Genomic DNA, 26,658 nt, shown 5'->3' with positions numbered 1-26,658 from the left:
TCACGAGGGCGGTTCGCGCACCGTCGCCAGTCAGTTGACCTGGTTGTTCAGGTTCTCGTAATTGCCCGTCTCCTCGACCAGCGCCAGGTTTTCGGCGACGATGTCGGCCACGCGCGGGTAGTACTGGACGGTGTGTCCCGAATTGTGCGGCGTGATGTGGACGTTCTGCATCCCCCAGAGTTCGTGGTCTTCGGGCAGCGGTTCGGGGTCGGTCACGTCGAGTGCGGCCCCTCTGATGGCGTTGTCCTTCACTGTCTGCAACAGCGCGTCGGTATCGACGATTGGGCCGCGACCAATGTTGACGAGGACGGCGTGGGGTTCCATCGTTTCGAGCTCCGCCGCACCGATGAGTCCGCGGGTCGTTTCGGTGAGCGGGCAGGCGATGACGACGTAATCGCTCCTGGCGAGCGCCGAGTGGAGGTCGGCTTCCTCGAAACCGAGCACCTCGTCTGTCGGGCCGCCCTTCTCGGGCGTGTACCGGATGCCGATTGTGTGGACACCGAACGCATCCAGTCGCTCGGCGATTGCCTCGCCAATCGAGCCGAGTCCGACCACGGTTACGGTGCTTCTGTAGAGTTCCCGATTCGCTGCCTGAAAGTGGCGCCACTCGCGTCGTTGCTGGCGCTCCCACCCGACGTGGAGGTTGCGGGCGAAAACGAGGATGTTACCGAGCACCTGTTCTGCAATGTTCGGGCCGTGGACGCCCGAGGCGTTCGTGACGGTCACGCCCAGCTCTTCGAGGCGCTCTAAGGGGAGGTGACCGACGCCCGCGGCTGCACAGGCGAACAGTTTCAGGTTTTCTGCGTGGTCGAGCAGTGACGGGTCGAGGCGGTGGCCAACGGCGACGGGAGCCGTCGCGATGGCTTCACGTTCTTCCTGGGGCGTCGACGCCCGAACCACGTCGTAGTCGGGCAATCGGTCGCGCAGTTCTGCCGCCAGGTCCGCAGATGACATGCCGTGTGCGCCGCGTCTCAGTACGAGTACGTCTGGGGACAAGTCGCTCATCGCGAACCACCCCGTCGCGTCGAATGTGGCTGCATACGCCCCACTCTGTGCGGGCAACCCCCTTATAATATCGGATGCCCACGCGCACCTTGCCGGTTCGAGGAACTGCTTTAGGCCCCCCGGCCGAATACCCACGCAAATGGACTTCCCCGACCCGGACACCGTCGAGGCGGCACTCCCAGACGTGTCGTTTCCCACCTTCTTCGACATGTCCTACGACCCACCTGCACCGGAACTCGACGACGTTGCGGCCGCCGCGAGGGCGGCAGTCGGCGACCTCCCGCTCGAATCGCTTCCGGCGGGGGCCACCGTCGCTGTCGGCCTCGGCAGTCGCGGCATCACCAACATCGTGGAAATTGCCACGGCCGTCGTCGGTGAATTAGCTGACCGAGGATTCGACCCCGTCGTCGTCCCCGCGATGGGCAGCCACGGGGGCGCGACCGCGGAGGGCCAGCGCAGGACGCTCGCCACGCTCGGCCTGACGGAGGACGCTCTTGGTTGTTCGATTGACCCACGGATGGACACCCAACTCGTCGGCGAGTCGGCCATCGGTGGGGACGTCTACCTCGCAGAGACGGTTCTCGAAGCCGACGCCGTTCTGGTCGTCAATCGCATCAAGGCCCACACCAACTTCGACGGGACGTTCGAGAGTGGCCTGTGTAAGATGTCCACCATCGGCCTCGGCAAGCAGGTGGGTGCGAAAGCCATCCACGAGCAGGCGCTCGTAAAGGGGTACGAACCCGCTATCGGCGGCGCGTTCGAGGTAGTCCGAGAGGCGACCACCCATCTCGGCGGAGTCGCCATCGTCGAGAACTTCTACGACGAGACGGCGGAAGTCACGGGCGTGCCGGCAGGGGACTTGCCCGAGCGTGAGGGTGACCTGCTCGAACGGGCCTACGAGCACATGCCGATGCTCCCGTACGACGAATTGGACGTGCTGGTCGTCGACCAGATTGGAAAGGACATCTCGGGAGCGGGCATGGACACCAACGTCATCGGGCGCTACGAGGTCCTGAACACGGACGACCCGGAGTTCCCGGACATCAAACGCATCCTCGTCCGCGGCCTGACCGAGGCGACCCACGGCAACGGCCAGGGCATCGGCCTCGCCGACCTCACCACCGAGGCCGTCATTGCTGAACTCGACCTGGACCAGATTTACACGAACGCACTCACGAGTGGATCGCTCTCGAAGGCCCGCTTGCCCGTCGCGCTCCCGACTGACCGACACGCGCTGACCGCCGCCGTCTCCTCCATCGGCCCGTACGACCCGGAGACGGTTCGTATCGCGTGGATTCGGGATACGGGACACCTCTCCGCGTTCCGCGTCTCGTCCGCCCTCGCTCGAGAAGACGTCACCCACGTCAGCGTCACGGGAGAGTCCAGACTCTCTTTCGAACGGGGGGAACCCACGTTCGACCCTATCGAGTAGCCGCAGCCTGTTCTCCGGGTTGTTGCCCCTGTACGAAGAATTTTAGCGGGCGCGTCCGTCACTCCCTGTCATGGACCTCGAAATCAGTGGGAACGCCGCACTCGTGACGGCGTCGAGCAGTGGTCTTGGCAACGCATCCGCAACGGCGCTCGCCCGAGAGGGCGCGAACGTCGTCCTGAACGGCCGGGACGAAGAGCGACTCGCGGAGGCGGTTTCGGAACTCGAATCGGTCGGCAGCGGTGAGATCGTCGGCGTACAGGGCGACCTGACCGACCCCGAGGACATCGAACGACTCGTCGAGCGAACCGTCGAGGAGTTCGGCGGCCTCGACCACCTCGTCACGTCCTCGGGCGGCCCACCGTCCGGCCCCTTCCTCGAAACGACCGACGAGAACTGGTATCGAACCTACGACCTGCTCGTGATGAGCGCGGTGCGCCTCGTTCGGGAGGCGACGCCGCACCTAGAGGACGGTGGGGGAACTATCGTGAACATCACCTCACAGAGCGTGAAAGAAGCCGTCGATTCGCTCGTGCTCTCGAATTCGGTGCGCATGAGCGTCATCGGCTTAGAGAAGACGCTATCGCGTGAACTCGCCCCAGACATTAGAGTGAACGCCGTCTTGCCCGGCTCCCACGAAACCTCCCGCATCACTGATCTCGTAGAACAGGGCGTCGAACGCGGCGACTACGAGAGCTACGAACAGGGGCTGAAAGCCCGCGGGTCTGTGGTTCCCCTCGGACGCATCGGCGACCCAATGGAACTCGGCAACACCGTCGCCTTCCTCTCCTCGCCGAAGGCGGGTTACATCAACGGTCAGTCCATCGTCATCGACGGCGGTCAGGGGCGGTCGAACCTCTAATTCTCGCGGTTCGTGCCGCCACGCCAACATTCATTGCTCCGTGTGAGAGTGTACCAACCGGCTATGGAAGACGTTCCTTTCGAGCAAGCGGAGTCGTACGAACCCGAAGACGGCTGGCGGCGTGTCGAGATGGCAGGGTCGCCCGCCTTCTCTTTCGAGTGGTTCGAGAAGCCACCGGGCCACTCCTCGCCCATGCACGACCACGAAAACGAGCAGGTTTGTCTCGTCACCGAAGGCGAGTTGACCGTCTACACCGAGGACGACGAGGTGACACTCGGCCCGTACGACTCGGTCTGGCTGGAGTCGGGTGAACCCCACCGCGTCGAGAACACGGGTGATGCGGTGGCGGTCGGCATCGACGTGTTCGCGCCGGGTCGTTCGTTCGACTTCTGGCTCGACCGCGCCTAGGGGGCCACGCTCGCCGCGTCGCGAAGCTATTTGTCGGCGCTTCCCGTCTGTCCGTGCGGGATGCCACCGACTATCACGCGCATCGAGTCTACCGAGTTTAGCTACCCGCTTTCGGACGTGGGGTACGCGCCAAACGGCTTCAGCCTCGCCTACGAGGAAGGGGCGACCAGCGAACGCAAACTGTTCGGTCTGCAAATCCACACCGACGAGGGAATCACTGGCGAGTACGTCGGCGGCAACTCGCCCGCCTTCGCGCAGATTCACATGGTCGCCGATTACCTCATCGGGAAGAACCCGCTCGCCCGCGAGAAACACTGGTCCGAGATGAAACGCGCCCTCCGGAAGTACGACCGCATGGGAATCGGTCCGCTCGACATCGCGCTGTGGGATTTCGCGGGGAAGTACCACGACGCGCCGATCCACGAGTTATTGGGCACGTATCGAACCGAACTGCCGACCTACGCGTCTACCTACGGCGGGGACCGAAACGGCGGTCTCGACTCGCCGTCTGCCTACGCTGACTTCGCCGAGGAGTGTCTCGACATGGGCTATCCCGGCTACAAGATTCACGTCTGGGACGGCGACTGGCGAGACACGGATGGCGTCATCGACACCGTCCATGAAGTTGGTGAGCGAGTGGGCGACGAGATGGACCTGATGCTTGACCCCGCCTGCCAACTCGAAACCTACGGTGACGCGCTGAAGGTGGGCAAGGCGTGCGACGAGGCGGGTTTCTTCTGGTACGAAGATCCATTCCGCGACGCAGGCATCTCCCAGCATGCACACCGGAAACTTCGCCAACAACTCGACACGCCCATCCTCCAGACCGAACACGTCCGGGGGCTCGAATCGCACACCGACTTCATCGCGAACGAATCGACGGACTTCGTCCGCGCCGACCCAGAGTACGACGCCGGCATTACGGGTGCGATGAAGGTGGCCCGAGTGGCAGAGGGCTTCGGTCTGGACGTGGAGTATCACGCACCGGGACCGGCCCAGCGCCACTGCATGGCTGCGACGCGTAACTCCAACTACTACGAGATGGCGCTCGTCGGACCGAAGTGTTCGAACACCTCGCCGCCGGTCTACCTCGATGGCTACTCGGACCAACTCGACACCATCGATTCTGACGGGATGGTCTCGGTCCCCGACGGGCCGGGCCTCGGGGTCACCTACGACTGGGAGTACATCGAGGAGAACGCCCTCGGTGGACGCGTCTACGACTGACCCACCGCCCACGCCCTCACATTTTCCAAAAAACTGTGCCGGGTTAGAGCCGCTGGCGAAGGTCTTCGACGACGTCCATCGTTCCCGCGTCGCCGCCGATATCCGCGGTTCGTGGCGCGTCTGGGTCTGCGAGTTGTGCTTCGACCGCGTCCCAGAGGTCGGCCGCGGCGGCCGATTCACCGAGGTCGTCGAGCATCATCGAGGCTGAGAGGATGGCTCCGAGCGGGTTGGCGATGCCTTTGCCCATGATGTCAGGGGCGCTCCCGTGGACGGGTTCGTACATTCCCGGATACTCGTTTTCCGGGTTGTAGTTCGCGGAGGGGGCGAGGCCCATGCTTCCCGAGACGATGGCACCGATGTCGGTGAGGATGTCGCCGAACAGGTTCGAGGCGACGATGACGTCGAACTCCTCCGGTCGCCGAATGAGGTCCATGCTCGCCGCGTCCACGAGCAGGCGCTCTACTTCGACCTGTGGATACTCTTCTGCCACTTCCTCTACCACCTCGTCCCAGAGCACCATCCCGTAGGCTTGCGCGTTGGACTTGGTCACGTTCGTCAGTTTGTTCCGGCGTTCGGTGGCCGCCTCGAAGGCAGCCCGAACGATGCGCTCGACGCCAACCCGGGTGAACACGCCGCTCTGGATGGCGATTTCGTGGTCGTGGCCCTGATGTTCACGCCCGCCGACGTCCGCGTACTCGCCCTCCGTGTTCTCCCGGTAGACGACGAAGTCGATATCACCGCCCTCGTACCCCGCGAGGGGACTTTCGATGCCCTCCATGAGCACTGACGGTCGCTCGCAGACGTACTGGTCGAACGCCTTTCGAATCGGGAGGATGAGGCCACGGAGACTGACGTGGTCTTTGATATCCGGATGGCCGACCGCCCCGAGGAAGATAGCGTCGAAGTCGGCGAGCGTGTCGAGGGCGTCGTCCGGCATCATCGCCCCCTCGTCGAGATACCGCCTGCTGCCCCAGTCGAACCGCGTCGTCTCGACGTGGAAGCCATGTCGCTGCGCGAGGTCTTCGACCACCGGAACCGTCGCGTCCGTCACTTCCGTGCCGATACCGTCGCCTGGAATGAGTGCAATTTCGAATGTCACAGCTATGAGTTAGCAAATAGCACTAAAAAGATAGCGGTCGGGTCCTCGAACACTCGAAAAATCGGCGCGAATCGGGCGAAAAACGGTCGTCTGTGCGACTCAGGAAGAGGTTTCGAGGGCCGACTCGGGGATTGCCTTTGCCTCTTTGGTTCCGTGGGTGAGGGCGACCTCCGAGTGGGCATCGAACAGGTGGATGTCGTCTTCGTCGAGAGTGAAGGTGAACGTGGACCCAACGTCCGGTTCGATGTCCGAATCGGTTCGCACCCGTACTTCCTTGCCGCCAAGGTCGAGGTAGATGAAGTTGTCAGACCCAACGACTTCGACCACGTCCACCTTCCCGGTGATGGTCTTTTCCTCCGGCGCGGTGGTCGCTGGTTCGATGTTCTCCGGTCTGACGCCGAGGATGACCTCGGTGGACCCACCGTTCGTGTCTATGTTACGGACGACGTCAGGCGAGACGGCGTAGGTGAAACTGTCGTGGACGAGGACGCCAGAACCGTCGCCGTTTTCCTGCAATTCCGCGTCGAAGAAGTTCATGCTCGGCGACCCGATGAAGTCCGCGACGAACGCGTTCGTCGGTTCGTAGTAGACCTGTTTTGGCGCGCCGATCTGCTGGAGTTTGCCGTCGTTCAAGACGACGATGCGGTCTGCCATCGTCATCGCCTCCTCCTGGTCGTGGGTCACGTACATCGTCGTGATGCCCAGTTCGGAGTGCAGGCGGGCGAGTTCCGTCCGCATGTGCTGGCGGAGTTTCGCGTCCAGGTTCGACAGCGGTTCGTCGAACAGGAACACCTCGGGTTCGCGGACGATTGCCCGTCCTGTCGCGACGCGCTGTTGTTGCCCGCCGGAGAGTGACCCGGGCTTTTTCTGGAGGAGGTCTTCGATGCCCATCATCGTCGCGGCCTCTTCGACCCGCTTGTCGATTTCCTCGTCTGCGAGGTCCGTCGAGAGGCGCAGACCGTAGGCCATGTTCTCGTGGACCGTCTTGTGCGGGTAGAGCGCGTAGCTCTGGAACACCATCGCGATGTCGCGATTTTTCGGCGCTTTGTCGTTGATGACCTCGTCGTTGATTCGAATCTCGCCGTCTGAGACGGTTTCGAGGCCGGCGACCATCCGGAGGGTGGTCGATTTGCCACACCCGGACGGGCCGACGACGACGATGAATTCGCCGTCTTTGATGTCGAGGTCGAGTTCTTCTACTGCCACGATGAGCCCGGAAGACCCATCGAACACCTTCGTCAGTTTGTCGAGTTGCAAGCTTGCCATGGTCGTGTCTTATACGGGAGTTTCACAGCTGTGTTCGATTCGGCCCACGCCGGTCCCGCGTTCACCGTGTGGCCGTGCGTTCTGTCCAGTCGCGGCTGGTGTGCGCCCGTTTGGCGAATTATCCACCGGGACCACCACCGAGCCCTTCTCCGACGTAGCGCTCTGCGATGCCGTAGAAGATGACCGGTGGCGCGACGAGCACCACGACGGCGGCCATCAGCATGTTCCATTCGCGGAGCACGTCGCTCCCGAGGATGTAGTGGATAGCGACTGTCGCCGTCCGGACCTCCTCGTCGCTCGTCAGGATGAACACCCACAGGAAGTTGTTCCATCCGGAGAGGAACGAGAACAGTGCCGCGGCACCGATTGCGGGTGCCGAAAGCGGCAGGACGATGCGCAGGAACGCACCGATTTCTGTGTGTCCGTCGAGCAGTGCCGCCTCCTCGATGTTGGGTGGGATTCCCTGCCTGAAGAACCCCTGAAGCAGCCAGATGTTCTGGGGCAGGATGAAAATCGCCACGGCGATGATGACGCCGTACAGCGTGTTCACCCAGCCGAGGGTGAAGAACATCTCGTACACCGGAATCGTGAGCACGATCCACGGGAACATGATGGTGAACACTGCCGTGTAGAACAGCAGTTGTCTGCCCGGGAAGTCCAGTCGCGCGAAAGCGTAGGCACCCGGAATCGAGAAGAACAGTGAGAGCACCGTCGCGGCGACGGCGACGATGAGGCTGTTTCGGAAGAACAGCGGGAAGTCCGCCCGATTCCAGATGCGGGTAAAGGCATCAAGCGTGAGGGTATTGTCGCCCATAAACGGCAGGTATGGGGTTTCTGGACTGACAGCGGCGAAGTTCGTAAGCACCGACGTCCGCAGCACCCACAGGTACGGCAGCAATGCCCAGATGGCGAGTACGGCGATGGCGACCCACAGAAGCGTCTTCGCTCGTTTGGTTTCGTTAATCATGGTTAGACGTACAGCTCCTCCTCTTCTTTGATGGCGGTGACGTAGATGATGGCCGCCGACATTGACAGCAGAATCATCACGACGCCGATGGTGTACGCCCGAGCGAAGCTCAGTTGCACGAACGCCACCTCGTAGGTCAGAATCGACAGCAACATCGTCCGCGTGCCCGGCCCACCGGCGGTGAGTTCGAACGGTTGGGCGAACTCCGCGATGTTCCACGCCGTCCGCAGCGCGAGGATGATGACCGTCGGAATCAACAGGTGGGGTAGCGTCACGTCACGGAATCGACGCAGGCGACCCGCACCGTCGAGGGCGGCCGCCTCGTACTGCTCGCTCGGAATTGACGTGAGCGCCGCCGAGTAAATGATACCCGCGTACGCGAAGTCGTGCCAGGCCTGGGCGACGATGAGCGAGACGTATGGCCAAAATCCGGAGGCGAGGAACGCCGGCGGACTCATTCCGAGGTCGGCGACGATGCGTGGCACGAGACCGAAGTCGCCGTCAAGGAACCAGAACCAGATGACACCGCCCGCGAGCGGCGCGGAGAAGTACGGTGACATCAACACGGCGCTCATCGTCTGTTTCGCGCCACGTCTGAGTTCGTTCAACAGCAGTGCGACGATGAGCCCGATACCCAGTTGCAGCGACGTCGTCGCGATGACGAACACGATGGTCCATCCCAGCGCGAACACGAACAGGTCGTTCGACAACAACCAGGTGTAGTTTTCGAGCCCGATGAAGTTCGCACTGGTGCCACCGAGGGTCGCGTCGGTGAACGTCAACACGATCCCCCGGAACATCGGGATGTAGAACAGCAGCGTGAACATCACGAACGTCGGAATGATGAAGATGTACCCGGCGTAGTTCTCACGCATTCGGTCTACGATGGTCCGGTCTTCCAGTCCATACTTCTGCCGAATGTGGTCGGCGGAGCGTTGCTCTTGCGACACGTTAACACCCACCTCTAATAGGCATACAGTTGAATATACGAAGCTAGTATAAAAAAATGGTGCATCTCCGAGAGACGTTCACACCTGACGGCCCCGTCGTGTCACTGGATTAGTATCCGCGAATGAAATCGACGCCAAACAGCATCCGGTCGCGACTGGTCGCAATCGCTCTGTGTCGTGAAAAATGGAAAATTGTTCTGTGTACCGGTTCAGTTGCGCTCTGAGAGCGTCGTATCCACGTTCGAGCGGATTTTGTCCGGCAGCCCGTCCAGTGGCTCTTGCCCCGCGATGGACTGGCTGATCGTCTTGTTGATGTCCGTCCACCGAATCTGGTCGGTGCCCTTCACGTCCCAGTCTGCGCCAGTGCTGTTGTACTGGGTACCGTAGTTGTCCAGGTTCTTGAGCACTTGCGTGAAGTTCTGTGGAAGGTCCGTGTACTCGTTGAGCAGCGCCTCCTGCATCGGGGCGTCCGCCGGAATCGCCGGGTAGGCTTCACCGAGCCACTCGAAGACGTGCTCTTCGTCGGAGCGCAGGAACACCTGCAGGTCCCAGCCGGCGTCCATCTTCTTCTGGTCGCCGACGTCGAAGACCCCGTGGGCCTGCTCGAGTGCCCAGACGTGGCCGCCGTGTTCGCCCTCGAGCCCTTCGAGTTCGCTGATACCGACGTTCGAGCCGTAGTCGGCGTCGAGTTTCGGGTTCGGGAGCAACATCACGTCGCCGTCGCCGTCGTGCCAGCCGATTTTGGCGTCCTCCTTCACCGACCGCCAGCGGGTGAAGTTCTGAGTCATGTACGTGAACGACGCCACGCGGTCTGTGAGCATGAGCGACGGAATCTCCTCGTCGCCACGCTGTGCAGACTTTTCGCTCGAGAACTCGTTTGCGAGCTTGACGACGTTCTTTATCATGCCGTCAGTGCGCTTGCCGTTTTCTCCGTCGCTTCCGATGAGCACCTCCGGGTTCTCCGGGTCGCCCCGAATCCACGGGTCGTCTCCACCGGTGTACGCCGTTCGGGCGTGACCCCAGTAGGATTCTAAGTCGTTGTAGACCCCTGTTTCCTCGTACGGAATGATGTCTGCGTCGCTCTCTGCAATCTGGTTGAGCGCGTCGTAGAACCCACTCCAGGTCTTCAGGTCTTCGAAGGGGTCAGACACCCCGCCGTGTTCGCTGAACACTTTCGGGCGAATGCCCAGGTTCGAAACCGAGTGGCGAAGCGGACCGCCCGACCAGTACGTACCCCGGAAGTCGGCGACGGACTTCGACGCGGCACTCCAGTTGTCGGGATACGAATCCGATTCGTCGACCCATTGTCCGTGGTCTGGAACCTTATCGTCCAAGAAGAACTCGAGACCAGCCGACCCGAACTCGGCCAGCGTCGGTGGGTTACCCGCGGAGACGGTCGAAGAAATCTTCGACTTGATGTCCCCGTAGGACGCCGCCTGCAAATTCACTTGGACGTCGTTCTGGTCGCCGAATCGTTTGACCGATTTGTTGAACAGTGGTTTCGTAAGTGAGTTCTCCGCGGCTTCGGCACAGAGGTAGTTGATGGTGAGGCTCGCAGAACCACCGCCATCACCATTACCATCGCCTCCGCCGCCTCCGCCTGTACAACCCGCGAGTCCTCCCAATGCGCCCGTCGCTGCCGCAGCGCCGGTTACTTTGAGGAAGTCCCGCCGGGAGCTATCCCTGTCGGACCCATCCGCAGCCGTGTCACCCTGTGACATAACGCATATGGCTTTTACTGACTATGTAATAAGTGTTTTTCAAAATAGCGATAATTGCCGCTTACTGCCTGCGGAATAAACGAATCGTGGGCGTAGACCGGACGACGTGGTGAAATACGGGCCTTTTCGAGACCGGTTCCAGCGCGCCCGCGCACCTCAGACGATGAGTTCCGAACCGTCGGTGAGGTAGGTCTCCGCCACGGACGGATCGATCTCGATGCCGAGTCCCGGTCCCTCCGGGAGGTCGACATATCCGGCTTCGAGAACCGGGTCGTTTGGTGAGGCGGTTCTGACCACGAGGTCGTTCCACCACGGCACGTCGCGGGCATGGTACTCCATCGCGAGGAAGTTGGGGATTGCCGCACTGAAGTGTGCCCCGGCGACGGTTCCGACGGGACTCGCGATGTTGTGTGTCGCCATCGGGATGCCGTGGAGGTCACAGACGAAGGCGATTTTTCGGAGTTCCCAGAGGCCACCACACTTCGAAACGTCGGGGGCGGCGATGTTCATCGCGCCGGCCCGCGCGAGTTCGTCGAATCCATCCGCGGTGACGACGTTCTCCCCCGTCAGAATCGGCACGTCGAGTTCCTGTGTGAGCAGCGCGTGGTTCTCGATTTGCCCCGGGGGAACGGGGTCTTCGAGCCACGCCAGGTCGTACCGTTCGAGTTTCCTCCCGAGTCGGCGAGCGGTCTCCAGCGTGAAGTTCCAGTGGAGGTCCATCCCGAGGTCGATGTCGGAGCCGATTTCGTCGCGAACGGCCTCGACGAGCGACACTTTGTGGTCGATGGCCTCGTTGTCGAGGCGACGTGCGGCGGTATCGACGTCACGACGCGTTGGCACGTCGAGGTCGAATTTGAGCGCCTCGAATCCGTCGTCGACCACCTCGCGAGCGGCCTGCGCGTAAGATTCTGGTGTGTACACGTCTTTCGGGTCGCGGTGGGCCGCCTCGCCGAGGGATTCGCCACCGTGGGTGTCACAGTAGATTTTGATGCGGTCGCGGTACTTTCCGCCGAGCAGTTCGTAGACAGGAACGCCGAGGATCTTCCCCTTGATGTCCCAGAGGGCAGTCTCGATTCCGGTGAACGCCGACTGGCCGATGCGGCCACAACCGGTGTATCGCTGGTTCAACAGTTCGACCAGTCGGTCGATGTCGAGGGGATTCTCGCCTTCGAGGTCCACGATGAGTCGCTCGGCCATGTCGAGGGCGGCCTCTGCACGGAACGTCTCGCCGATGCCGTAGTGTTCGGTGTTCGTCTCTACCTTGACGATTCCCCACGTGAAGTTGCCCGCGAGGGCCATCGTCTCGATGTTGGTAATCTCGATGTCGCGTTCGGCCGGACGGTGTGCTTCGTCAACGCTCAGGTCGCGCCACGGAACGCCACCGCCGGGTGGGATACGATAGTCTGGTTCGTCAATCATGCAGTCATGCTACGTGTTAGCGACCGACGATAAAGGGTTTTCTCCGGGCCAGGATGCCTCACGTGCGCGAACTAATTTACCGGTTCACGCGCGATTCGACCGTCTCGTACGCATCGACCAGTCGCTGTTCCTGATTTCGGGTGAGTCCGGACAGCGGAACCAGTGGCGGGCCGACCTCGTGACCACCCCACCGGGCGAGGAACTTTATCGCAACAGGAGTGGGAAGCGACGCGTAGGTACTTACGAGTGGATTCACCACGTCGTTCATGAGGGTAACTGCTCGGTCGCGGTCGCCGCGTTCGTAGGCGTCGTACAGTTCTGCGAGCAACCCCGGAAACACGTTCGCGGGGCCGCCGATGACGCCGTCTGCACCGGCGTCGAGCGAGGAGAGCGCGAGCGCCGTGATTCCCTGAATGACCGAGAACTCGTCGGGTGTCATCTCTACGAGTTCGTAGTGGTAGGTTGCGTTCCCTGACGAATCCTTGATTGCGACAATTGAGTCGTGAGCCGCGAGTTCGGTTACCGTCTCCACGGCGATTTCTTGCCCGGTGAGTTGCGGAATGTTGTAGAGTACGATGGGGAGCGGCGAGCGGTCTGCGACGAGCGTAAAGAACTCCGCAAGGCCCTCCTGTGTCGTCGAGAGGTAGTAGGGAGTGACGACGACGGCGGCGTCGGCCCCGGCGTCCGCGGCGGCGTCCACGTTCGCGATGACGCCGGCGAGACTCGTCCCGCCGCACCCGGCAATGACGGGGGTGTCCCCCGATGCCTCGACCACCGTTTTGACCACGGTTCGGCGCTCGTCGCGCGTGAGGCTGGAGAACTCGCCGATAGAGCCACACGGAAACAGTCCGTGGACACCGCCGGCAACGAGAAATTCGGTGAACGAACTGAGTGCCGCCACGTCGATGCCGCCGTCGCGGTCCAGCGTTGGCGTGAGCATCGGCGGAATCATGCCATAAATTCGCATGCTACTTGGTGTGCGGGCGCGAGTGATAAGTGTACGGTCGGCGGTCCGAACGGGCGATTCAGGGGTCGTTGACCGCGTTCGAGGGTCGCGACCCGCGAAGGGCGGTCAGCACCGTTTTCGCGACCACTTCGCGTCGCTCTCGGTCTGCCTCAGCCGAGTACCACGCCTGGTGCGGGGTGGCGATGACCTGTGGGTGCCCTCGGAGCGGGTTCCCTGTCGCGGGAGGTTCGGTCTCGAACACGTCGAGGCCGGCCCCGGCAATCTGCCCCGTCGAGAGTGCCGCTTCGAGTGCGTCCTCGTCTACGATGCCGCCGCGGGCGACGTTCACGACGTGGGCGGACGACTTCATCCGGGAGAAAACGTCGGCGTCGATGAGGCCACGGGTTTCGGGGGTGAGCGGCGTGTGCACGGTAAGGAAGTCAGCTTTCGCGACCACTTCGTCGAATTCGACCAGTGACGCGTCGTCCTCCGCGAGGTCGCCGGGTTCGAGGTACGGGTCCGCGGCCAGAACGGTCGCGCCAAGCGCCGCTGCCTTCTCGCCAACGCGCCGCCCGAGTTGCCCGTATCCGACGACGCCGACCGTCTGGGAGGAGAATCGGTGGGTGATCGGCGGGGCGCGTTCGGCCTTCCACCCTCCCGAGGCGAGCGATTCGTCGTAGGGTTTTAGCCGTCTGGCCAGCGCGAGAATGAGCGCGAGAGCGTGCGTCGAAACCTCCTCGACGCAGTAGGAGGGGACGTTTGTCACGTAGATTCCCCGCTCTGTCGCGGCGGCCAGGTCGATGTTGTCTACGCCGATACCGTACCGGGAGATGACCTGACACTGCGACAGTTCGGCGATTATTTCGGCGTCCACCTCGGCGACGAGGTTGACGACGGCGTCGGCGTTAGCGAGCAGGTCTCGATCCGCCTCGTCGAGGTCGGCGAGGGCGTTCACGTCCGCTTCTTCTGAGAGAACGTGGAAGTCCGCGTCGTCGCCGAGCACCGACCGTTCGACCGAGAGGTCCTCGAACGAGTGGTCCGTGAAGACGATTGTGTACGTGCCCATCTGTTACCTCCCGTCGGTTTTTCGAACCTGCGTCTCTCTGTTCGTGCGTTCAGCATCTGCCATGTTCGGTCGAACCGTTTGCAGACTGTCGTGATAAGTCTAGCCATGGCACACGCCCGCCCTCGGTGGACTGAGACACAACAAACATAAGAGTCCATGACCGACACCCTCTAGCATGGCTGACAACGCGCGCGACCGTCTCACCGCCGACGCCCGAACCGTCTGCGACATCGTTCGCACGACACTCGGGCCCTTCGGCGCGAACAAACTGGTCATCGGGGCCGAGGGAACCGTGACGACCACGTCCTCGGGGTCGCTCGTCCTCGACCGGCTCGACATCGACAATCCGGCCGTCTCGCTGCTCAAAACAGCGGCGAGCGACTTCAGGAAAACGGAGGGCGACGGCGCGAGCACGCTCGTCGCGCTCACCGGGGCGCTGCTGGACGAAGCCAGTCGGCTCTCCGAGATGGGGCTCCATCCGACCGTCATCGAACGCGGGTTCCGTGAGGCGGTCACCGTCGCCTGCGACCACCTCGACCAACAGGCCCGCCCGCTTTCGACGGTCGGCGTCGAAGCGGTCGCGAGAACCGCACTCACCGGAACGCGCAACCCGAACACCCGCCACCAGCTCGGCAACTACCTCGCCCGCGTGGTCGATGCCGTCGCCCAGGGCGGCGAGTTCGACCCATCGATGGTGAAGGTCAGCTCGCGGCTCGGCGGTGCGGAAGCCGAGACCGAACTCGTCGCTGGCGTCGTCCTCGACCGCGACCCGGCCGCCGAGGGGATGCCCCGCTCGCTTCACGACACCGGGGTCGCGGTGCTCACTGACACGGTAGACATCCCGCGATACGGCGGCGAGCGAAGCCGGACCGACACTCGTCTCTCGCTCTCTGTTGAGGGCTTCGAGGACCGGGCGGCGTTCGCAGACCAGGAGCGCGAGGCCTTCCGTGACCAGTTGGCGGCCGCCGTCGATGCTGGCTGCCAGTTCATCGTCACCGGGATGGCCATCAACGATAGCGTAAAACGCGATCTGGCGAACGCGGGCGTGCTCGCCGTCCAGCGCGTCGACGACGCAGACCTCCCGCGAATCGCCCGGGTAACGGGTGCGACCATCGTCCCCTCCCTCGGCGAACTGACCGAAGAAACGCTCGGCACCGCGAACGTCGGCCTCACCCGGCGAGCGGGGCGCGACCTGATAGTCGTCGAAGCCGACGCGAACCCGGTGTTCACGCTGTTCTGTCGTGCCCCCGACGAGCGGTCGGTGGCAGCCTTCGAGCGGTCTGTCGAGAGCGCGCTCGCAGCCGTTGGCCGCGCTCAGTCGTCCGGAACCGTCGTGGCCGGCGGCGGGGCCGTCGAGATGAGCGCGTCGAAAGCGGTCCGCGACCACGCCCGCTCGGTTGCCGGTGCAGAGCAGTTGGCCATCGAAGCGTTTGGCGATGCGCTCGCGGACATTCCTCGCTCGCTCGCGGTCAACGGCGGCATGGACGGCTGGCGAAGCGTCATCAGGCTCCGTGTGGCCACCCACGAGGGGCGGACGACGACCGGCATCGACTGCATCTACGGCGAGATACGGGACGTCCTCGAATCGGACCCCATCGTGGAACCGGCCGACCTGAAACGCGACGTCTGGACCGGCGCGACTGACCTCGCCGCGCAACTCGTGCGCATCGACGCTGAACTCGAGGCAAACGACCTGAGCAAGGACACCCCGCCGAAACGCGCGGACGAATTCGGCATCGAAGGCTGACCTGGTCGCCTGTTTTTCACTCGTAGACGCGCCCGCCGAGCGCGTTCTCCCGGATGTATTCCCAGTCGTAGGTGACGCCGAGGCCAGGCCCCTCGGGAACGGTATACGTCCCGTCGTCCGCCGCGTCCATGCTGTCGGTGTAGCCACCCGCGTAGAACGGGCCCTCTGCGTGTGGTATCGTCGCCTCGGGACCGACCAGTCCGAGTTCGTAGAAGTTCGAATTCCGGGTCGCCGCCATGCAGTGGCGCTGGGCCGGGCCGGAGAGGTGGTACTCCACGTCGAGGCCGAAGCCTTCCGCGACGCGCGCAATCTTCATCGCGCCGGTGATTCCGCCGTCCCACTCGGGGTCGGCGCGGACGAAGTCGGTCGCCTCGTTTGCCACAAAATCGGTGTGCGATTCGAGTCCGCGCAGCATCTCGGTGATGAGCAGGGGTGTATCGAGCGCCTCTCTGAGCTTTCGGTGGCCGTGCTGTGAGGTGCTGCCGTCGCGGTAGGGGTCTTCGTACCAGAAATAGCCTGCTTCGTCGCACGCTTTGCCCACCTTCAGCGCGTCACCGAACGTCTCATATTCACAAACCGGGTCGAGCATCAGGTCCATCTCGTCGCCGACGCGCTCGCCGACGGTTCGAACCGTCTCGATTTCTTGGTCGAAGTCGCGGTCGTCGATTCCACCGACTGGGTGAATCTTAAACGCCCCGAACCCGCGGTCGAGGCAGGCTTCGGCGAAATCCGCGTACTCGGTCGGCGATTCGAGACCACCGCCCTCCGTCCCGAAGTACGTCGAAGCGTAGGCCGGAAGCCGGGTGCGGTACGTGCCCAGTAACTCGTGGATCGGCGCGTCGTGGTACTTCCCCGCGAAATCCCACAGCGCGATGTCGAGCGGACCGATTCCCATGCGGTCGTACTTACGCAACGCTCGCTTGAGTTCGCTCCAGTGTTTCTCGCGGGCGAGCGGATTCTTCCCGACGAGGTAGTCTGCGACCATGTTCACCTGCGCGAAGGCGGGTGGATTGCCGCCGACGTACTCGCCGGCGATTCCCGCGTCCGTCTCGATTCGCAGCGCGTAGGTCGTCCGGTCGTGGGTCGCGCCCTCCGCGTAGGCCAGGTCGAAGCCGCGCGGATTCGTCGTGGCGTTTGCTATCGGATAGGTGAACTCGACGGTCTCGATGCGCGTGATAGCCGGTGGCATGAGTGTGCGTCGTCGCCCGGGGTAATGGTGGTTTGGGTCGGGGCGACCCGCGTCAATCGAACGTTACGCGGTACTCCGCCCGCGCATTGGGGTCGATTCGATAGCCGTGGCCCGGGTCGTCCGGCAGGTGAACGCAGCCGTCTGCGACCTCGGGGGCGTTTTCGAGAACCGGCGTAACGTCGTATTCGGGGATGTATTCGACAATGCGGCCCGTCGGCGCGGCGCTCACGAGGTGGGCGGACAGTTCGTAGTAGATGTGCGGGGCGAACGGAACGCCGTGGGCGTGAGCGAGGCGGGCGGCGTCCCACTGGCCGGTGATGCCACCCCCGCGAAGCAAGTCGTGCTGGGCAACATCGACGGCCCCTGCCGTGAGCAGTTGCCGCAGCCGGTCGAGGCGGTAGAACATCTCTCCTGTGGCAATGGGCGCGGTGGCCTGGGCGGAAACGCACTCGTAGCCAGCCACGTCGAATTCGGAGACGGGTTCCTCCACCCACCCGACGTCGAAACGCTCGAGTTCGGCCATCGCTCGTATCGCCTCGGCGGGCGTCCACGCCTGATTCGCGTCCACGAGAATCTCCACGTCGGGGCCGAGTTCCTCGCGAAGTGCCCTGACTCGCGCCACGTCCTCTGTGAGCGGTCTGCCCCCGACTTTCGTCTTCACCGCGTCGAAACCGTCTTCGACTGCCTCCGCGTGGTTGGCCACCAATTCTTCCTCGTCGTACCCCGCGTCGAGGCGCGAACAGTAGGCCGGAATCTCACGCTCCTCGCCCCCGAGCAGCGCGTAGAGCGGGCGGCCTGCCGCTTGCGCTTTGAGGTCCCAGCAGGCGACGTCGATGGCCGACCGTGGATTTGCGGAGAAGCCTATCTCACCTGGGTAGTAGAGCGTGCGCTCGCGCATCGCCTCCCGGAGCGATTCGGTGGCGAAGGGGTCTCGGCCCACGAGCAAGTCCGCGAACGAGCGTGTGTAGCGTTCGAACAGGTCGGGCACCCGCCACGTGCCCAGCCACCCGGTTCCAGTGTAGCCGGTGTCGGTCTCCAGTTCGACGACCACCCAGAATCGCTCGTTCACCGAGGCGCGGGCGTCACCGAGTTCGTTCGCGAGTGGGACTTGCAGGGTGTCCACCCGAACGTCCGTGATTTCCATGGCTCACGTGGTTCGGGCAGCGACAAAGCGTTTCGGTCGCCCCGGTCTCAGCGCGGTGGGTAGGCGTTTTCCCAGGGCCGTTCTCGTTCGAACGCGGCACTCGCGGCGATGACATCGTCGTCGGCAAACCGTCTACCGACGATTTGCAAGCCGACCGGGAGGCCGTCGTCGGTGAATCCGGCGGGAATCGAGGCGGCGGGATGGCCCGACATGTTGAACGGCTGGGTGAGCACCCAGCCCCGAAGTGGTTCGGTCTCCACGCCGTCGATTTCCGCCGGGTGCTCGCCGTGGGGGAACGGCGGGACCGCGAGCGTCGGCGTCACGAGCAGGTCGTACGTCGCGAGGAGGTCCTGAATACCGTCGTAAATTCGCGTTCGAACCGCGTCTGCCCGCTTGTACTCGCGGGTCGTCACCGGGTCGGTTTCGAGGATGGTTTCGACCGTGATTGGTCGAAGTTTCTCGCGGTCTTCGCCATAAGGGTCCAGTCCGTGTTCCCGTTCTAAGTTGTCGAACAGCGAGTACCAGCGAATGTTTGCAAAGGTGTAGAACGCTGAGAGGATGTCTGCCTGTTCGCAGTCGAAATCCGGGTCCGCCTGCGCTACGTTCGCGCCCGCTTCGGTGAACACCGAAACCGCCTCGGCGACGACGTCGCGCACCTCGGGCGAGACAGGGTAGATGCCCATGTCGGGGCTGTAGGCGATAGACAGGTCGTCGATCGTGCGGTCGGTCGCGCCGACGTATTCGACGCCATCGTCAGGCAGCGAGAACGGGTCTTCGGGGTGCGGGCCGGCCATCACCGAGAGCATGAGCGCGGCGTCTTCGACCGTTCTCGCCATCGGGCCGACGTGGGAAAACGGCGTATGGGCCTCGAATGCATCGGGCCGACTCACTCGGGGAACTCGGCCGAACGAGGGTTTCAGCCCGTAGACCCCACAGAAGGCGGCTGGCGTGCGAATCGACCCGCCCGTGTCAGACCCCTGAGCGAGTGGGGCCATCCCGTCTGCGAGCGCCGCTCCCGCCCCGCCCGAGGAACCCCCCGAGTTCAGGCCGGGGGCGAACGGCGTCGAAGTGGGTCCAGCGACGAGGTTGTCTGTCGTACACCCGAGGCCGAATTCCGGAGTGTTGGTCTTCCCGATGACGATTGCGCCCGCCTCTCGAAGCCGGGAGACGAATGGGTCGTCCGCGTCCGCGACGTGGTCCTCGAACAGGCGGGACCCGAACGTGGTTCGGACGCCGCCGACGTTCTGCAAATCCTTTATCGCCACTGGAACTCCGTGGAGCGGGCCGAGGGATTCACCCGCTTCGACGGCACGTTCTGCCTCACGGGCGGCTTCCAGTGCCCGGGATTCGGTTACCGTCACGAAGGCGTTCACCGCGTCGTCACGGTCCGCGATGCGGTTCAGGTGGGCTTCGACGACTGTGACCGGTGAGAGATCGCCGGTTCGAATTCGCTCTGCAAGCCGTGTCGCAGACTCGTAGCACAGTGACTCGGACATACCTGAGACTGGCTGACTGTCGTGAAAAAGGTATCCCGGAATGAATAATGAGAGCGTCTCGCTACGACAGATTTTCGAGTTCCCACCCGACGAACGATTCTTCGGGTTCGACGCCGAGCGCGTCGAGCATTCGGGCGAGACCGAGATAGAATCCGGCGAGCATATTCGTCCCGACGATGCGTTCTGCGTCGAAGTGTTCGGCGAGGGCGGTGTGGTCTGCGTCGGTGACAGCACCGGCGGCGACCCGGCCAGCGTAAGCGACGAGCGCAGCTTCAGGGTCTGCGAACGCGTCCGTCCGCCCCGCGGAGATGGCGCGAATCTCGGCTTCGGTCACGTCGCCGGCGAGCGCGATGGGGACGTGCTGGTGCCACTCGTAGTCGGCGCGGACGCTCCGTGCGACAGTGAGGATGACCAGTTCGCGGCGGTACTCGCTTAGCCCGCAACTCCCTCGAATCCCGCTCGCCATCTCGCGAAACACGGCGAGTACGCCCGGGTTGTTGCCGAGCGCGCCGTAGACGTTCGGTCGGCGGTCGCGGCGGGAGGCGAGGTACTCGGGGGAGGGGTCTGCGATGTGGGGGACGAATTCGCGTTCCATCGAGTGGTAGGAACCGAGGAGTTCGCGCGCTGCTTCGGGCAGGTCGTCGTCGGTGACGTAGGGGATGCGAGCCATGCCAGAGAATTCCCAAGCGGGGACAAATACGTTCGCCCGTGTCTCGCCGAAAACCGGCGATTGTGGCGGCCCACCTGAGGATTTATCCACGCTCGAAAAGTCGGACGAACCATGCGACAGATTGACGCGGGAGAACTCGAATCGTTCGTACGCGCCCTCGTTTTGGCACAGGGAGCCCCTGAGACAGTGGCCACAGAGGTTGCGGAATCACTCGTCGAAGCGGACCTTCGCGGCCACGGCTCACACGGCAGCATCAGGATGGGAACCCGCTATCGCGAGATGGTTGCCGAGGGGGACATCGACCCGCAGGCAGCTGTCGAAATCGAACGCCCCTCGGACACGACCGCGCAGGTCGAGGGAAACCTCCAGTACGGACAGGTCGTCGGCCGTCGCGCGGTGGACGTGGGTATCGACATCGCCCGCGAGTACGACGTCGCTATCGTCGGCATTCGCAACGCCACACACCTCGGACGCATCGGCGAGTGGGCCGAACGCGCGGCCGACGCGGGATTACTGTTCGCCGCGTTCGTGAACACCGGCGGGACAGACCACCTCGTCGCGCCGCCGGGGAGCGCGGACCGCCAGTACTCGACGAATCCCCTCGCCTTCGGCGCACCAACCTTCGGTGCGACTCCCTACCCAATCGTCCTCGACATCGCAACGAGCCAGGTGGCCCACGGCAAGGTCACGAAGCGGGCCGTCGAGGGCAAACCGCTCCCCGAGGGCTGGGTCACAGACGAGGAGGGGAACTTCGTCACCGACTCCCAGGCGTACGAGGACGGCGTCGGCGCACTCCTTCCACTCGGCGGGTTAACCTCAGGGCACAAGGGGTTCGGCCTGGCGATGATAGCCGAGGTGTTCGCCGGGTACGTCGGCGACTACACCGTCTCGGGCGACGACGTGCGGGAGAACGTGAACAACGGGGCACTGTTCATGCTGGCGAACCCCGACCGCTTTGCGACCCGTGCGGCGAACCGAGCGCGAATCGAGACACTCCGCGACATGATTCAAAACACTAACTACAGCGAATCGGTCGGGACCGGCCCAATCGCGAAGGGCGACCGGGCGGTGCTTCCGGGGAAACTGGAACACGAACTGCGACGCGAGCGCATCGACGAGGGCATTCCTTTCGAACAGGCGACGCTCGACCTTCTCGCGGACGTGGCCCGTCGAACCGGTGTGGAAGCGGCGATTCCTGCTTCGTTCGAGGCGTGAACTGGGGAGGACCCACCCGAGCGGGCGACGCGCTATTCGACGTGGACTATCGCTTCGACCACCGGACCTTTCGATTCGCCCTCGACGAACAGTTCCGCTGTGAGGACCCTGCGGCCTGAATCTGCATCGTCCGGAATCTGCCCGGAGAGCGCGAGTTCGCCCTCGTCGTCAGGTTCGAGGGCAATCGACCGACGTTCGCTTAGCACCTCGCCGTCGGCATCGCGGAGGCGTGCGCCGACCGTCGTCGGTTCGCCGAAGTTGTTCCGCACGAGCAGGGTGTACTCTACAGAATCACCGGGTGCGGCGGCTTGCTGATACGGAAGCAACCTCGCCCAGAACAGGTCCACAGCTTGTGCCTCGGGTTCGGGGACGAGGTCGCGAAACACCGACTCCTTGCGGTCGATGAAGTCGCAGTACTCCTCGATGTCGAGCGGGTCGGCGTCGAGTACCTCGCCGTGGCCCGGACAGATGCGGTCTGGCTGGACCTCGCGCATCACCTCCTTGCACTTCTCGTGCATCCAGAACTGGAAGCTGTTGCGAAGCACTGTCGTCTGGTGGGGTTTCTGCTCGTTGCGGTCGGGGTGAACCACCGTCTCGCCCTCGAAGTAGTTGTCACCGGTAAACGCGACGGTTCGCCCGTCCACCTCGGTGGCGACGACGGCGTGGTACTCGGTCTGTCCGGGCGCGTGATGGATGGTGAATTCGTACTCCTCCCAGGTGAACGTCGCGCCGTCGGTGAACGTCCGGGCCACGTCGATTGGTTCGGGGATGACGCAGGGCATGGCGGACCACGCGGCGGGGTCTTCGATGACTTTCGCCACCTCGTCGAGCGACCAGCAGTCCACGTCGTAGTGACGCTGGAGGTGGGGGATGCCGACAGTGTGGTCGTCGTGGATGTGGGTGGGAATTACCACGTCGAAGTCGGTGACGCCCCACTCCTCGCGGAGTTCGTCCAGGTGGTGTTCGACGAACCGCATCCGTTCCATGTCTTCTCGCTCGCGGCCGATCATCATGTGCTCGCGCAGAGAGTGGCCGTAATCGACGAACAACGCCTTCCCCGACTCGCTCAAGAGGACGTAGAAGTTAGAACAGGTCCACGGACCGCCCCAGAGCAGGTGGTCTGATACCTGCACCATCCGCATCTCCGGCAGATACGCCCGACTCCCGACGCCGAGCGTCTCGACCGCGGAATCGCCGTGCGGGCCGAGGTCGACGAGGCGCATGAGCCGTCGCCTGAGTTTGTCCACGTCCGCTTCGGGGTCGTGTATCACGTCCCCATGGCCCGGACAGACGAGGTTCGGAACCGCTGATTCAAGGGCGTTCAGCGATTGTATCGTGAACACGACGCCCTTCATGTCGCTGTACTCGTACTCCATAGAATGCAGGTCGTGGAGGTGGCCTCCTGCTCGCATGAGGTCGCCACAGAAGGCGACGCGCTGGCCGTCGATTGTCGCGAGGAGCGTGCTACTTCCGCCGGTGTGTCCCTTCGCCGGAATCACGGTGAACTCGTAGTCGCGCCACGCGAAGGTCTCGTAATCGTCGAGGGTTTCATCGACGGGGAGCGACGACCCCCGCGTGAAAAACGTGTTCCGGTCGTTGTAGTTGTCGTAGAGGCGCTTTCGCGACCAGAACGTCTCGACATCGTCGAACAGGAAGCGTTCGTGCTCCGGAACGGCGACCTTCGCGCCGCGTTCGACTAGTTGGTCGGTCCCCCAGCACTGGTCGCGGTGGTGGTGGGTGTGGAGTGCCCACTCGACGGTTTCGACGCCCGCGTCTGCGAGGACTTCGCCGATTTCTCCGGACCCCGGGTCGATGATGAGGGCCGCGTCCCCATCGACGACGGCGTAAGCGTTACACGAATCGCGGTATCGATACAGGCTCTCAGAGAGCGGTTCGAGCCCGGCTGCTGTCACGGCGTTGGTCATACGTTCCGCACCTTGCGGGCCGGAAGGTTAAGCGTTCACATACTGCACACTTTTGGTCGCCCGCTCACATTGAGGAGCCATGACGGAGACACACATCGCCATCGTCGGGGCGGGAGACATGGGGCACGGCTTCGCGGCCCACTTCGCCGGCCACGGGAAGGACGTCACGCTCGTAGACCACCGCCAATCGAACATCGACCGGGCCCGAGAGCGCGTTGCCGAGGTCGCCGCCTTTCTCTCCGCCGAGGGCCTCGTCGACCGAGACCCCTCGGCAATTCGAGACCGTATCGACTACACCATCGACCGCGCGGCAGGCGTCGCCGACGTGGACCTCGTCCTCGAAACCGTCACCGAGGACGTCGCAGTGAAACAGGAATTGTTCGCGGACCTCGCTGCTGAAACCGACGCCGACACGCTGCTCGCCTCGAATACGTCTGGGCTGCCCATCACGGACATCGCCGCTGACGCGCCCGACGACGCCGGCCGAATCGTCGGCTGCCACTGGTGGTATCCGCCCTACCTGCTGGAACCCGTCGAGGTGATTCGCGGCGAACAGACGACGGACGAGGCGATGGCGCGGATGACCGGATTCGTCGAATCGGTTGCCAGAAAACCGGTCGTGGTCGAACGCGACGTGCCGGGATTCGTCTGGAATCGCGTCCAGAGTGCCGTCGTCCGCGAGTGCATGCACCTCGCAGAGGAAGGGGTTGCCTCCGTAGAAGACATCAATATGGCAATCCGCGACGGCTACGCCCGGCGAACTGCGGTCATCGGCCCCTTCGAGACGATGGACATCGCGGGACTCGACCTGTTTCAGACCGTCGCCGGGGACCTGTTCCCGCACCTCTCTGACACGGACGAACCGAGTCGATTGTTCGACGACCACCTCGAACGCGGCCGGGGCGGTATCGAAGACGGCGGCGGCTTTTTCGAGTACGACGAACCGGCAGCCGGCGTGACGAAACAGCGCGACGAGGGCCTCTCCACCCTCCAACGAACCCTTTCGGAATTTCGAGATGACTCCGGGGCAAACACGTAAGCAGTGGCCCCGTGTTGAGTGAGCTATGAGCTGGGAATTCGAGCGCGTCGCCGGGCCTTTCACGTTCACCGAGGGGCCAGTCTGGGACGGCAGCGGCGTCCTGTTCACCGACATTCCGGAGCATCGAATCATGCGCTACGACGTGACGAGCGGTCGCTGTACGGAAGTTCGGACCGGCACGAACCACGCAAACGGCCTGAAACTCGGGCCGGACGGCGGCCTCTACGCGTGTGAGATGGGCGGCCGCAGGCTCGTCCGGTACGAAGACGACGGAACCACCGTCCTCGTAGCCGAGTACGAGGGGGCGCGGCTCAACAGTCCGAACGACATCGCCTTCGACCCGTCCGGACGCCTCTGGTTCACGGACCCGTTCTACGACGTGCCGTGGCTCACGGACCACCACCTCGAACTCGACCACCGGTCGGTCTACCACCTCGACCCCAGCGCAGCGAACCCGGAACTGAAGCGGGCGACGACGGACACGACCAACCCGAACGGCCTGCTCGTCTCACCCAACGGCGAGTTCCTGTACGTCGCAGAGAGTCGTCACGGCGAGGGTGCGGCTCGGGAACTGCGTCGCTATCCTATCGCCGCGGACGGGTCAGTGGGCGAGTACGAGGTGCTCCACAACTTCTATCCACACCGCGGTATCGACGGGATGTGCTTCGACGCCGACGGCAACATCGTCGCCACCGCCGGGGCCGAAGCGAGCGGGCCGGGACCGTTGTTGTACGTGTTCACGCCGTCCGGTCGGGTTCTCGAAACCCACCAATCGCCGGATTATCGGCCGACGAACTGCTGTTTCGGCGACCACGACCTGCGGTCGCTGTACGTCACCGGCTACGAGGGCTGCCTGTACCGGGCGCGAACCGACCGACAAGGATTGCTCGGTCCACCGGAGCCTTGAGGTAGCCCCTCGAAGTACCACCGATATGCACGTAGCACGAATCGGCGTCCACGAATCGGTCGCCAAAGTGTTCGCGCCGGAGGCGCTCATCGACGACCTCGCGGACGTTGCTCCCGACGTTACGCTGGTAACCGAAGCCGACGACCTCTCGACGGTGGACGCGCTGGTGACGCTCGCGTACGACGACGCGTTTCTTGACGCCGACCTCGACTGGATTCACTCGATTCAGGCCGGCGTCGACCGCTTCCCCTTCGACGAACTCGAAGCGCACGGCATCACCCTCACTAACAGCACGGGCATCCATGGTGCGAGCGTCGGCGAGACGACTGTCGGCTACATTCTCATGTTGGCACGCCGGTTACACGTCTACGCCGCGAACCAGCAGGAACACGTCTGGGAGCACCCGGTGTGGGACGAACCGTTCACCGCGACGGGGCGTACTCTCTGCGTCGTCGGGCTTGGCACACTCGGGCAGGGCATCGCCACCCGGGCCGCCGCGCTTGGAATGCACGTCGTCGGCGTCAAACGAACGGTCGAATCGGTTCCCGACGTGGAGCGCGTCTTTCCGACGACGGACCTCCACGAGGCGATTTCTGGGGCGGATTTCGTCGCGCTTGCCTGTCCGCTCACCGAGGAAACCCACCACCTCTTCGACGCGGCAGCGTTCGCAGCGATGGACAACGAGAGCTACCTGCTCAACGTCGCCCGCGGCCCGGTCGTCGATACGGAGGCGTTTGTAGAGGCGGTGCAAACGGGGGACATCGCCGGCGGCGCACTCGACGTGTTCGAGGAAGAACCGCTACCAGAATCGTCTCCGTTGTGGGACCTAGACGACGTCATTCTCACCCCTCACCGGGCCGGGTCGGACCGCGCCTACTACGAGGGCGTTGCGGGACTCGTCCGCGAAAATCTCGCGCGGCTCGAACGTGAAGAACAGTTCACCAACCTCGTGGTCTGACCA

General features: G+C 63.6%; 23 protein-coding genes. 9 read left to right on the top strand and 14 right to left on the bottom strand.

Annotated features, from left to right (window positions below):
* Window positions 1–30: 30 nt before the first annotated feature.
* Window positions 31–1,005, bottom strand: coding sequence for a D-2-hydroxyacid dehydrogenase (locus tag P1M51_RS17145; protein ID WP_276248914.1), 975 nt, complete (start codon window positions 1,003–1,005; stop codon window positions 31–33).
* Window positions 1,006–1,144: 139 nt separating this feature from the next.
* On the opposite strand from P1M51_RS17145, the gene P1M51_RS17140 reads away from it, so the two are divergent.
* From P1M51_RS17140 to P1M51_RS17125, 4 genes are all read left to right on the top strand, one after another.
* Window positions 1,145–2,437, top strand: a complete 1,293-nt coding sequence (locus tag P1M51_RS17140) for a lactate racemase domain-containing protein (protein ID WP_276248915.1) — start codon at window positions 1,145–1,147, stop codon at window positions 2,435–2,437.
* 70 nt (window positions 2,438–2,507) lie between these two features.
* Entirely contained in the window at window positions 2,508–3,296 is a 789-nt protein-coding gene (locus P1M51_RS17135) for an SDR family oxidoreductase (protein ID WP_276248916.1), read from the top strand.
* Between the two features lie 63 nt (window positions 3,297–3,359).
* A complete protein-coding gene (locus P1M51_RS17130) occupies window positions 3,360–3,704 on the top strand; it encodes a cupin domain-containing protein (RefSeq protein ID WP_276248917.1) in 345 nt (114 codons plus the stop codon).
* 60 nt (window positions 3,705–3,764) lie between these two features.
* Window positions 3,765–4,931 (top strand): enolase C-terminal domain-like protein, encoded by a 1,167-nt coding sequence (locus P1M51_RS17125; RefSeq protein WP_276248918.1) that lies wholly within the window; start codon window positions 3,765–3,767, stop codon window positions 4,929–4,931.
* Between the two features lie 43 nt (window positions 4,932–4,974).
* On the opposite strand, the gene P1M51_RS17120 is transcribed toward P1M51_RS17125, so the two are convergent.
* From P1M51_RS17120 to P1M51_RS17085, 8 genes are all read right to left on the bottom strand, one after another.
* Entirely contained in the window at window positions 4,975–6,030 is a 1,056-nt protein-coding gene (locus P1M51_RS17120; protein WP_276248919.1) for a tartrate dehydrogenase, read from the bottom strand.
* A 99-nt stretch (window positions 6,031–6,129) separates the two neighbouring features.
* Window positions 6,130–7,296 carry an ABC transporter ATP-binding protein gene (locus tag P1M51_RS17115; RefSeq protein ID WP_276248920.1) on the bottom strand — a complete coding sequence of 389 codons (1,167 nt, stop codon included), beginning with the start codon at window positions 7,294–7,296 and terminating at the stop codon, window positions 6,130–6,132.
* A 118-nt stretch (window positions 7,297–7,414) separates the two neighbouring features.
* Entirely contained in the window at window positions 7,415–8,263 is an 849-nt protein-coding gene (locus P1M51_RS17110) for a carbohydrate ABC transporter permease (protein ID WP_276248921.1), read from the bottom strand.
* 2 nt (window positions 8,264–8,265) lie between these two features.
* Window positions 8,266–9,213, bottom strand: a complete 948-nt coding sequence (locus P1M51_RS17105) for a carbohydrate ABC transporter permease (RefSeq protein WP_276248922.1) — start codon at window positions 9,211–9,213, stop codon at window positions 8,266–8,268.
* A gap of 209 nt (window positions 9,214–9,422) precedes the next feature.
* A complete protein-coding gene (locus tag P1M51_RS17100; RefSeq protein ID WP_276248923.1) occupies window positions 9,423–10,934 on the bottom strand; it encodes an ABC transporter substrate-binding protein in 1,512 nt (503 codons plus the stop codon).
* Between the two features lie 156 nt (window positions 10,935–11,090).
* Window positions 11,091–12,353, bottom strand: a complete 1,263-nt coding sequence (locus tag P1M51_RS17095; protein WP_276248924.1) for a mandelate racemase/muconate lactonizing enzyme family protein — start codon at window positions 12,351–12,353, stop codon at window positions 11,091–11,093.
* Between the two features lie 76 nt (window positions 12,354–12,429).
* The gene (locus tag P1M51_RS17090; protein ID WP_276248925.1) at window positions 12,430–13,320 is read right to left on the bottom strand and encodes a dihydrodipicolinate synthase family protein; all 891 of its coding nucleotides are present in this window, start codon (window positions 13,318–13,320) and stop codon (window positions 12,430–12,432) included.
* 58 nt (window positions 13,321–13,378) lie between these two features.
* Entirely contained in the window at window positions 13,379–14,365 is a 987-nt protein-coding gene (locus tag P1M51_RS17085; RefSeq protein ID WP_276248926.1) for a C-terminal binding protein, read from the bottom strand.
* Window positions 14,366–14,540: 175 nt separating this feature from the next.
* Between P1M51_RS17085 and P1M51_RS17080 the strand changes: the two genes are divergently transcribed.
* Entirely contained in the window at window positions 14,541–16,112 is a 1,572-nt protein-coding gene (locus P1M51_RS17080; RefSeq protein WP_276275199.1) for a TCP-1/cpn60 chaperonin family protein, read from the top strand.
* A 16-nt stretch (window positions 16,113–16,128) separates the two neighbouring features.
* Here the strand turns inward: P1M51_RS17080 and P1M51_RS17075 are convergent, their stop codons facing one another.
* The 4 genes from P1M51_RS17075 to P1M51_RS17060 form a co-directional block, all read right to left on the bottom strand.
* Window positions 16,129–17,301: an enolase C-terminal domain-like protein gene (locus tag P1M51_RS17075; protein WP_276248928.1), complete on the bottom strand. Its 1,173-nt coding sequence runs from the start codon at window positions 17,299–17,301 to the stop codon at window positions 16,129–16,131.
* Window positions 17,302–17,353: 52 nt separating this feature from the next.
* On the bottom strand, window positions 17,354–18,445 hold the full coding sequence (locus P1M51_RS17070; RefSeq protein ID WP_276248929.1) for a mandelate racemase/muconate lactonizing enzyme family protein: 1,092 nt from the start codon (window positions 18,443–18,445) through the stop codon (window positions 17,354–17,356).
* Between the two features lie 47 nt (window positions 18,446–18,492).
* A complete protein-coding gene (locus P1M51_RS17065) occupies window positions 18,493–19,941 on the bottom strand; it encodes an amidase (protein ID WP_276248930.1) in 1,449 nt (482 codons plus the stop codon).
* 61 nt (window positions 19,942–20,002) lie between these two features.
* Window positions 20,003–20,611 (bottom strand): carboxymuconolactone decarboxylase family protein, encoded by a 609-nt coding sequence (locus P1M51_RS17060; protein WP_276248931.1) that lies wholly within the window; start codon window positions 20,609–20,611, stop codon window positions 20,003–20,005.
* Between the two features lie 111 nt (window positions 20,612–20,722).
* On the opposite strand from P1M51_RS17060, the gene P1M51_RS17055 reads away from it, so the two are divergent.
* Complete coding sequence (locus tag P1M51_RS17055) at window positions 20,723–21,826, top strand: Ldh family oxidoreductase (protein ID WP_276248932.1); 1,104 nt, start codon at window positions 20,723–20,725, stop codon at window positions 21,824–21,826.
* A gap of 32 nt (window positions 21,827–21,858) precedes the next feature.
* Here P1M51_RS17055 and P1M51_RS17050 read toward each other — a convergent pair whose 3' ends face one another.
* The gene (locus tag P1M51_RS17050) at window positions 21,859–23,751 is read right to left on the bottom strand and encodes an MBL fold metallo-hydrolase (RefSeq protein WP_276248933.1); all 1,893 of its coding nucleotides are present in this window, start codon (window positions 23,749–23,751) and stop codon (window positions 21,859–21,861) included.
* Window positions 23,752–23,830: 79 nt separating this feature from the next.
* Between P1M51_RS17050 and P1M51_RS17045 the strand changes: the two genes are divergently transcribed.
* The 3 genes from P1M51_RS17045 to ddh are packed head-to-tail and all read left to right on the top strand — an operon-like array spanning window position 23,831 to window position 26,655.
* Window positions 23,831–24,790, top strand: a complete 960-nt coding sequence (locus P1M51_RS17045; RefSeq protein WP_276248934.1) for a 3-hydroxyacyl-CoA dehydrogenase family protein — start codon at window positions 23,831–23,833, stop codon at window positions 24,788–24,790.
* A 25-nt stretch (window positions 24,791–24,815) separates the two neighbouring features.
* A complete protein-coding gene (locus P1M51_RS17040) occupies window positions 24,816–25,697 on the top strand; it encodes an SMP-30/gluconolactonase/LRE family protein (protein ID WP_276248935.1) in 882 nt (293 codons plus the stop codon).
* Between the two features lie 25 nt (window positions 25,698–25,722).
* Window positions 25,723–26,655 carry a D-2-hydroxyacid dehydrogenase gene (ddh, locus tag P1M51_RS17035; protein ID WP_276248936.1) on the top strand — a complete coding sequence of 311 codons (933 nt, stop codon included), beginning with the start codon at window positions 25,723–25,725 and terminating at the stop codon, window positions 26,653–26,655.
* The last annotated feature ends 3 nt before the right edge of the window (window positions 26,656–26,658 follow it).

This window comes from Haladaptatus sp. QDMS2 (assembly GCF_029338295.1).
In the GTDB taxonomy this organism is placed as follows: Archaea; Halobacteriota; Halobacteria; order Halobacteriales; family Halococcaceae; genus QDMS2.
This window is presented reverse-complemented; position numbering and strand designations above follow the sequence as displayed.

Excerpts from the sequence above, each read along its gene's own strand:
- P1M51_RS17045 (WP_276248934.1), top strand. The coding sequence starts at position 23,831 with ATGACGGAGACACACATCGCCATCGTCGGGGCGGGAGACATGGGGCAC.
- P1M51_RS17065 (WP_276248930.1), bottom strand. The coding sequence starts at position 19,941 with ATGTCCGAGTCACTGTGCTACGAGTCTGCGACACGGCTTGCAGAGCGA.
- P1M51_RS17115 (WP_276248920.1), bottom strand. The coding sequence starts at position 7,296 with ATGGCAAGCTTGCAACTCGACAAACTGACGAAGGTGTTCGATGGGTCT.
- P1M51_RS17075 (WP_276248928.1), bottom strand. The coding sequence starts at position 17,301 with ATGCCACCGGCTATCACGCGCATCGAGACCGTCGAGTTCACCTATCCG.
- P1M51_RS17040 (WP_276248935.1), top strand. The coding sequence starts at position 24,816 with ATGAGCTGGGAATTCGAGCGCGTCGCCGGGCCTTTCACGTTCACCGAG.
- P1M51_RS17135 (WP_276248916.1), top strand. The coding sequence starts at position 2,508 with ATGGACCTCGAAATCAGTGGGAACGCCGCACTCGTGACGGCGTCGAGC.
- P1M51_RS17070 (WP_276248929.1), bottom strand. The coding sequence starts at position 18,445 with ATGGAAATCACGGACGTTCGGGTGGACACCCTGCAAGTCCCACTCGCG.
- P1M51_RS17050 (WP_276248933.1), bottom strand. The coding sequence starts at position 23,751 with ATGACCAACGCCGTGACAGCAGCCGGGCTCGAACCGCTCTCTGAGAGC.
- P1M51_RS17130 (WP_276248917.1), top strand. The coding sequence starts at position 3,360 with ATGGAAGACGTTCCTTTCGAGCAAGCGGAGTCGTACGAACCCGAAGAC.
- P1M51_RS17140 (WP_276248915.1), top strand. The coding sequence starts at position 1,145 with ATGGACTTCCCCGACCCGGACACCGTCGAGGCGGCACTCCCAGACGTG.
- P1M51_RS17060 (WP_276248931.1), bottom strand. The coding sequence starts at position 20,611 with ATGGCTCGCATCCCCTACGTCACCGACGACGACCTGCCCGAAGCAGCG.
- ddh (WP_276248936.1), top strand. The coding sequence starts at position 25,723 with ATGCACGTAGCACGAATCGGCGTCCACGAATCGGTCGCCAAAGTGTTC.
- P1M51_RS17110 (WP_276248921.1), bottom strand. The coding sequence starts at position 8,263 with ATGATTAACGAAACCAAACGAGCGAAGACGCTTCTGTGGGTCGCCATC.
- P1M51_RS17090 (WP_276248925.1), bottom strand. The coding sequence starts at position 13,320 with ATGCGAATTTATGGCATGATTCCGCCGATGCTCACGCCAACGCTGGAC.
- P1M51_RS17080 (WP_276275199.1), top strand. The coding sequence starts at position 14,541 with ATGGCTGACAACGCGCGCGACCGTCTCACCGCCGACGCCCGAACCGTC.
- P1M51_RS17095 (WP_276248924.1), bottom strand. The coding sequence starts at position 12,353 with ATGATTGACGAACCAGACTATCGTATCCCACCCGGCGGTGGCGTTCCG.
- P1M51_RS17145 (WP_276248914.1), bottom strand. The coding sequence starts at position 1,005 with ATGAGCGACTTGTCCCCAGACGTACTCGTACTGAGACGCGGCGCACAC.
- P1M51_RS17100 (WP_276248923.1), bottom strand. The coding sequence starts at position 10,934 with ATGTCACAGGGTGACACGGCTGCGGATGGGTCCGACAGGGATAGCTCC.
- P1M51_RS17085 (WP_276248926.1), bottom strand. The coding sequence starts at position 14,365 with ATGGGCACGTACACAATCGTCTTCACGGACCACTCGTTCGAGGACCTC.
- P1M51_RS17055 (WP_276248932.1), top strand. The coding sequence starts at position 20,723 with ATGCGACAGATTGACGCGGGAGAACTCGAATCGTTCGTACGCGCCCTC.
- P1M51_RS17125 (WP_276248918.1), top strand. The coding sequence starts at position 3,765 with ATGCCACCGACTATCACGCGCATCGAGTCTACCGAGTTTAGCTACCCG.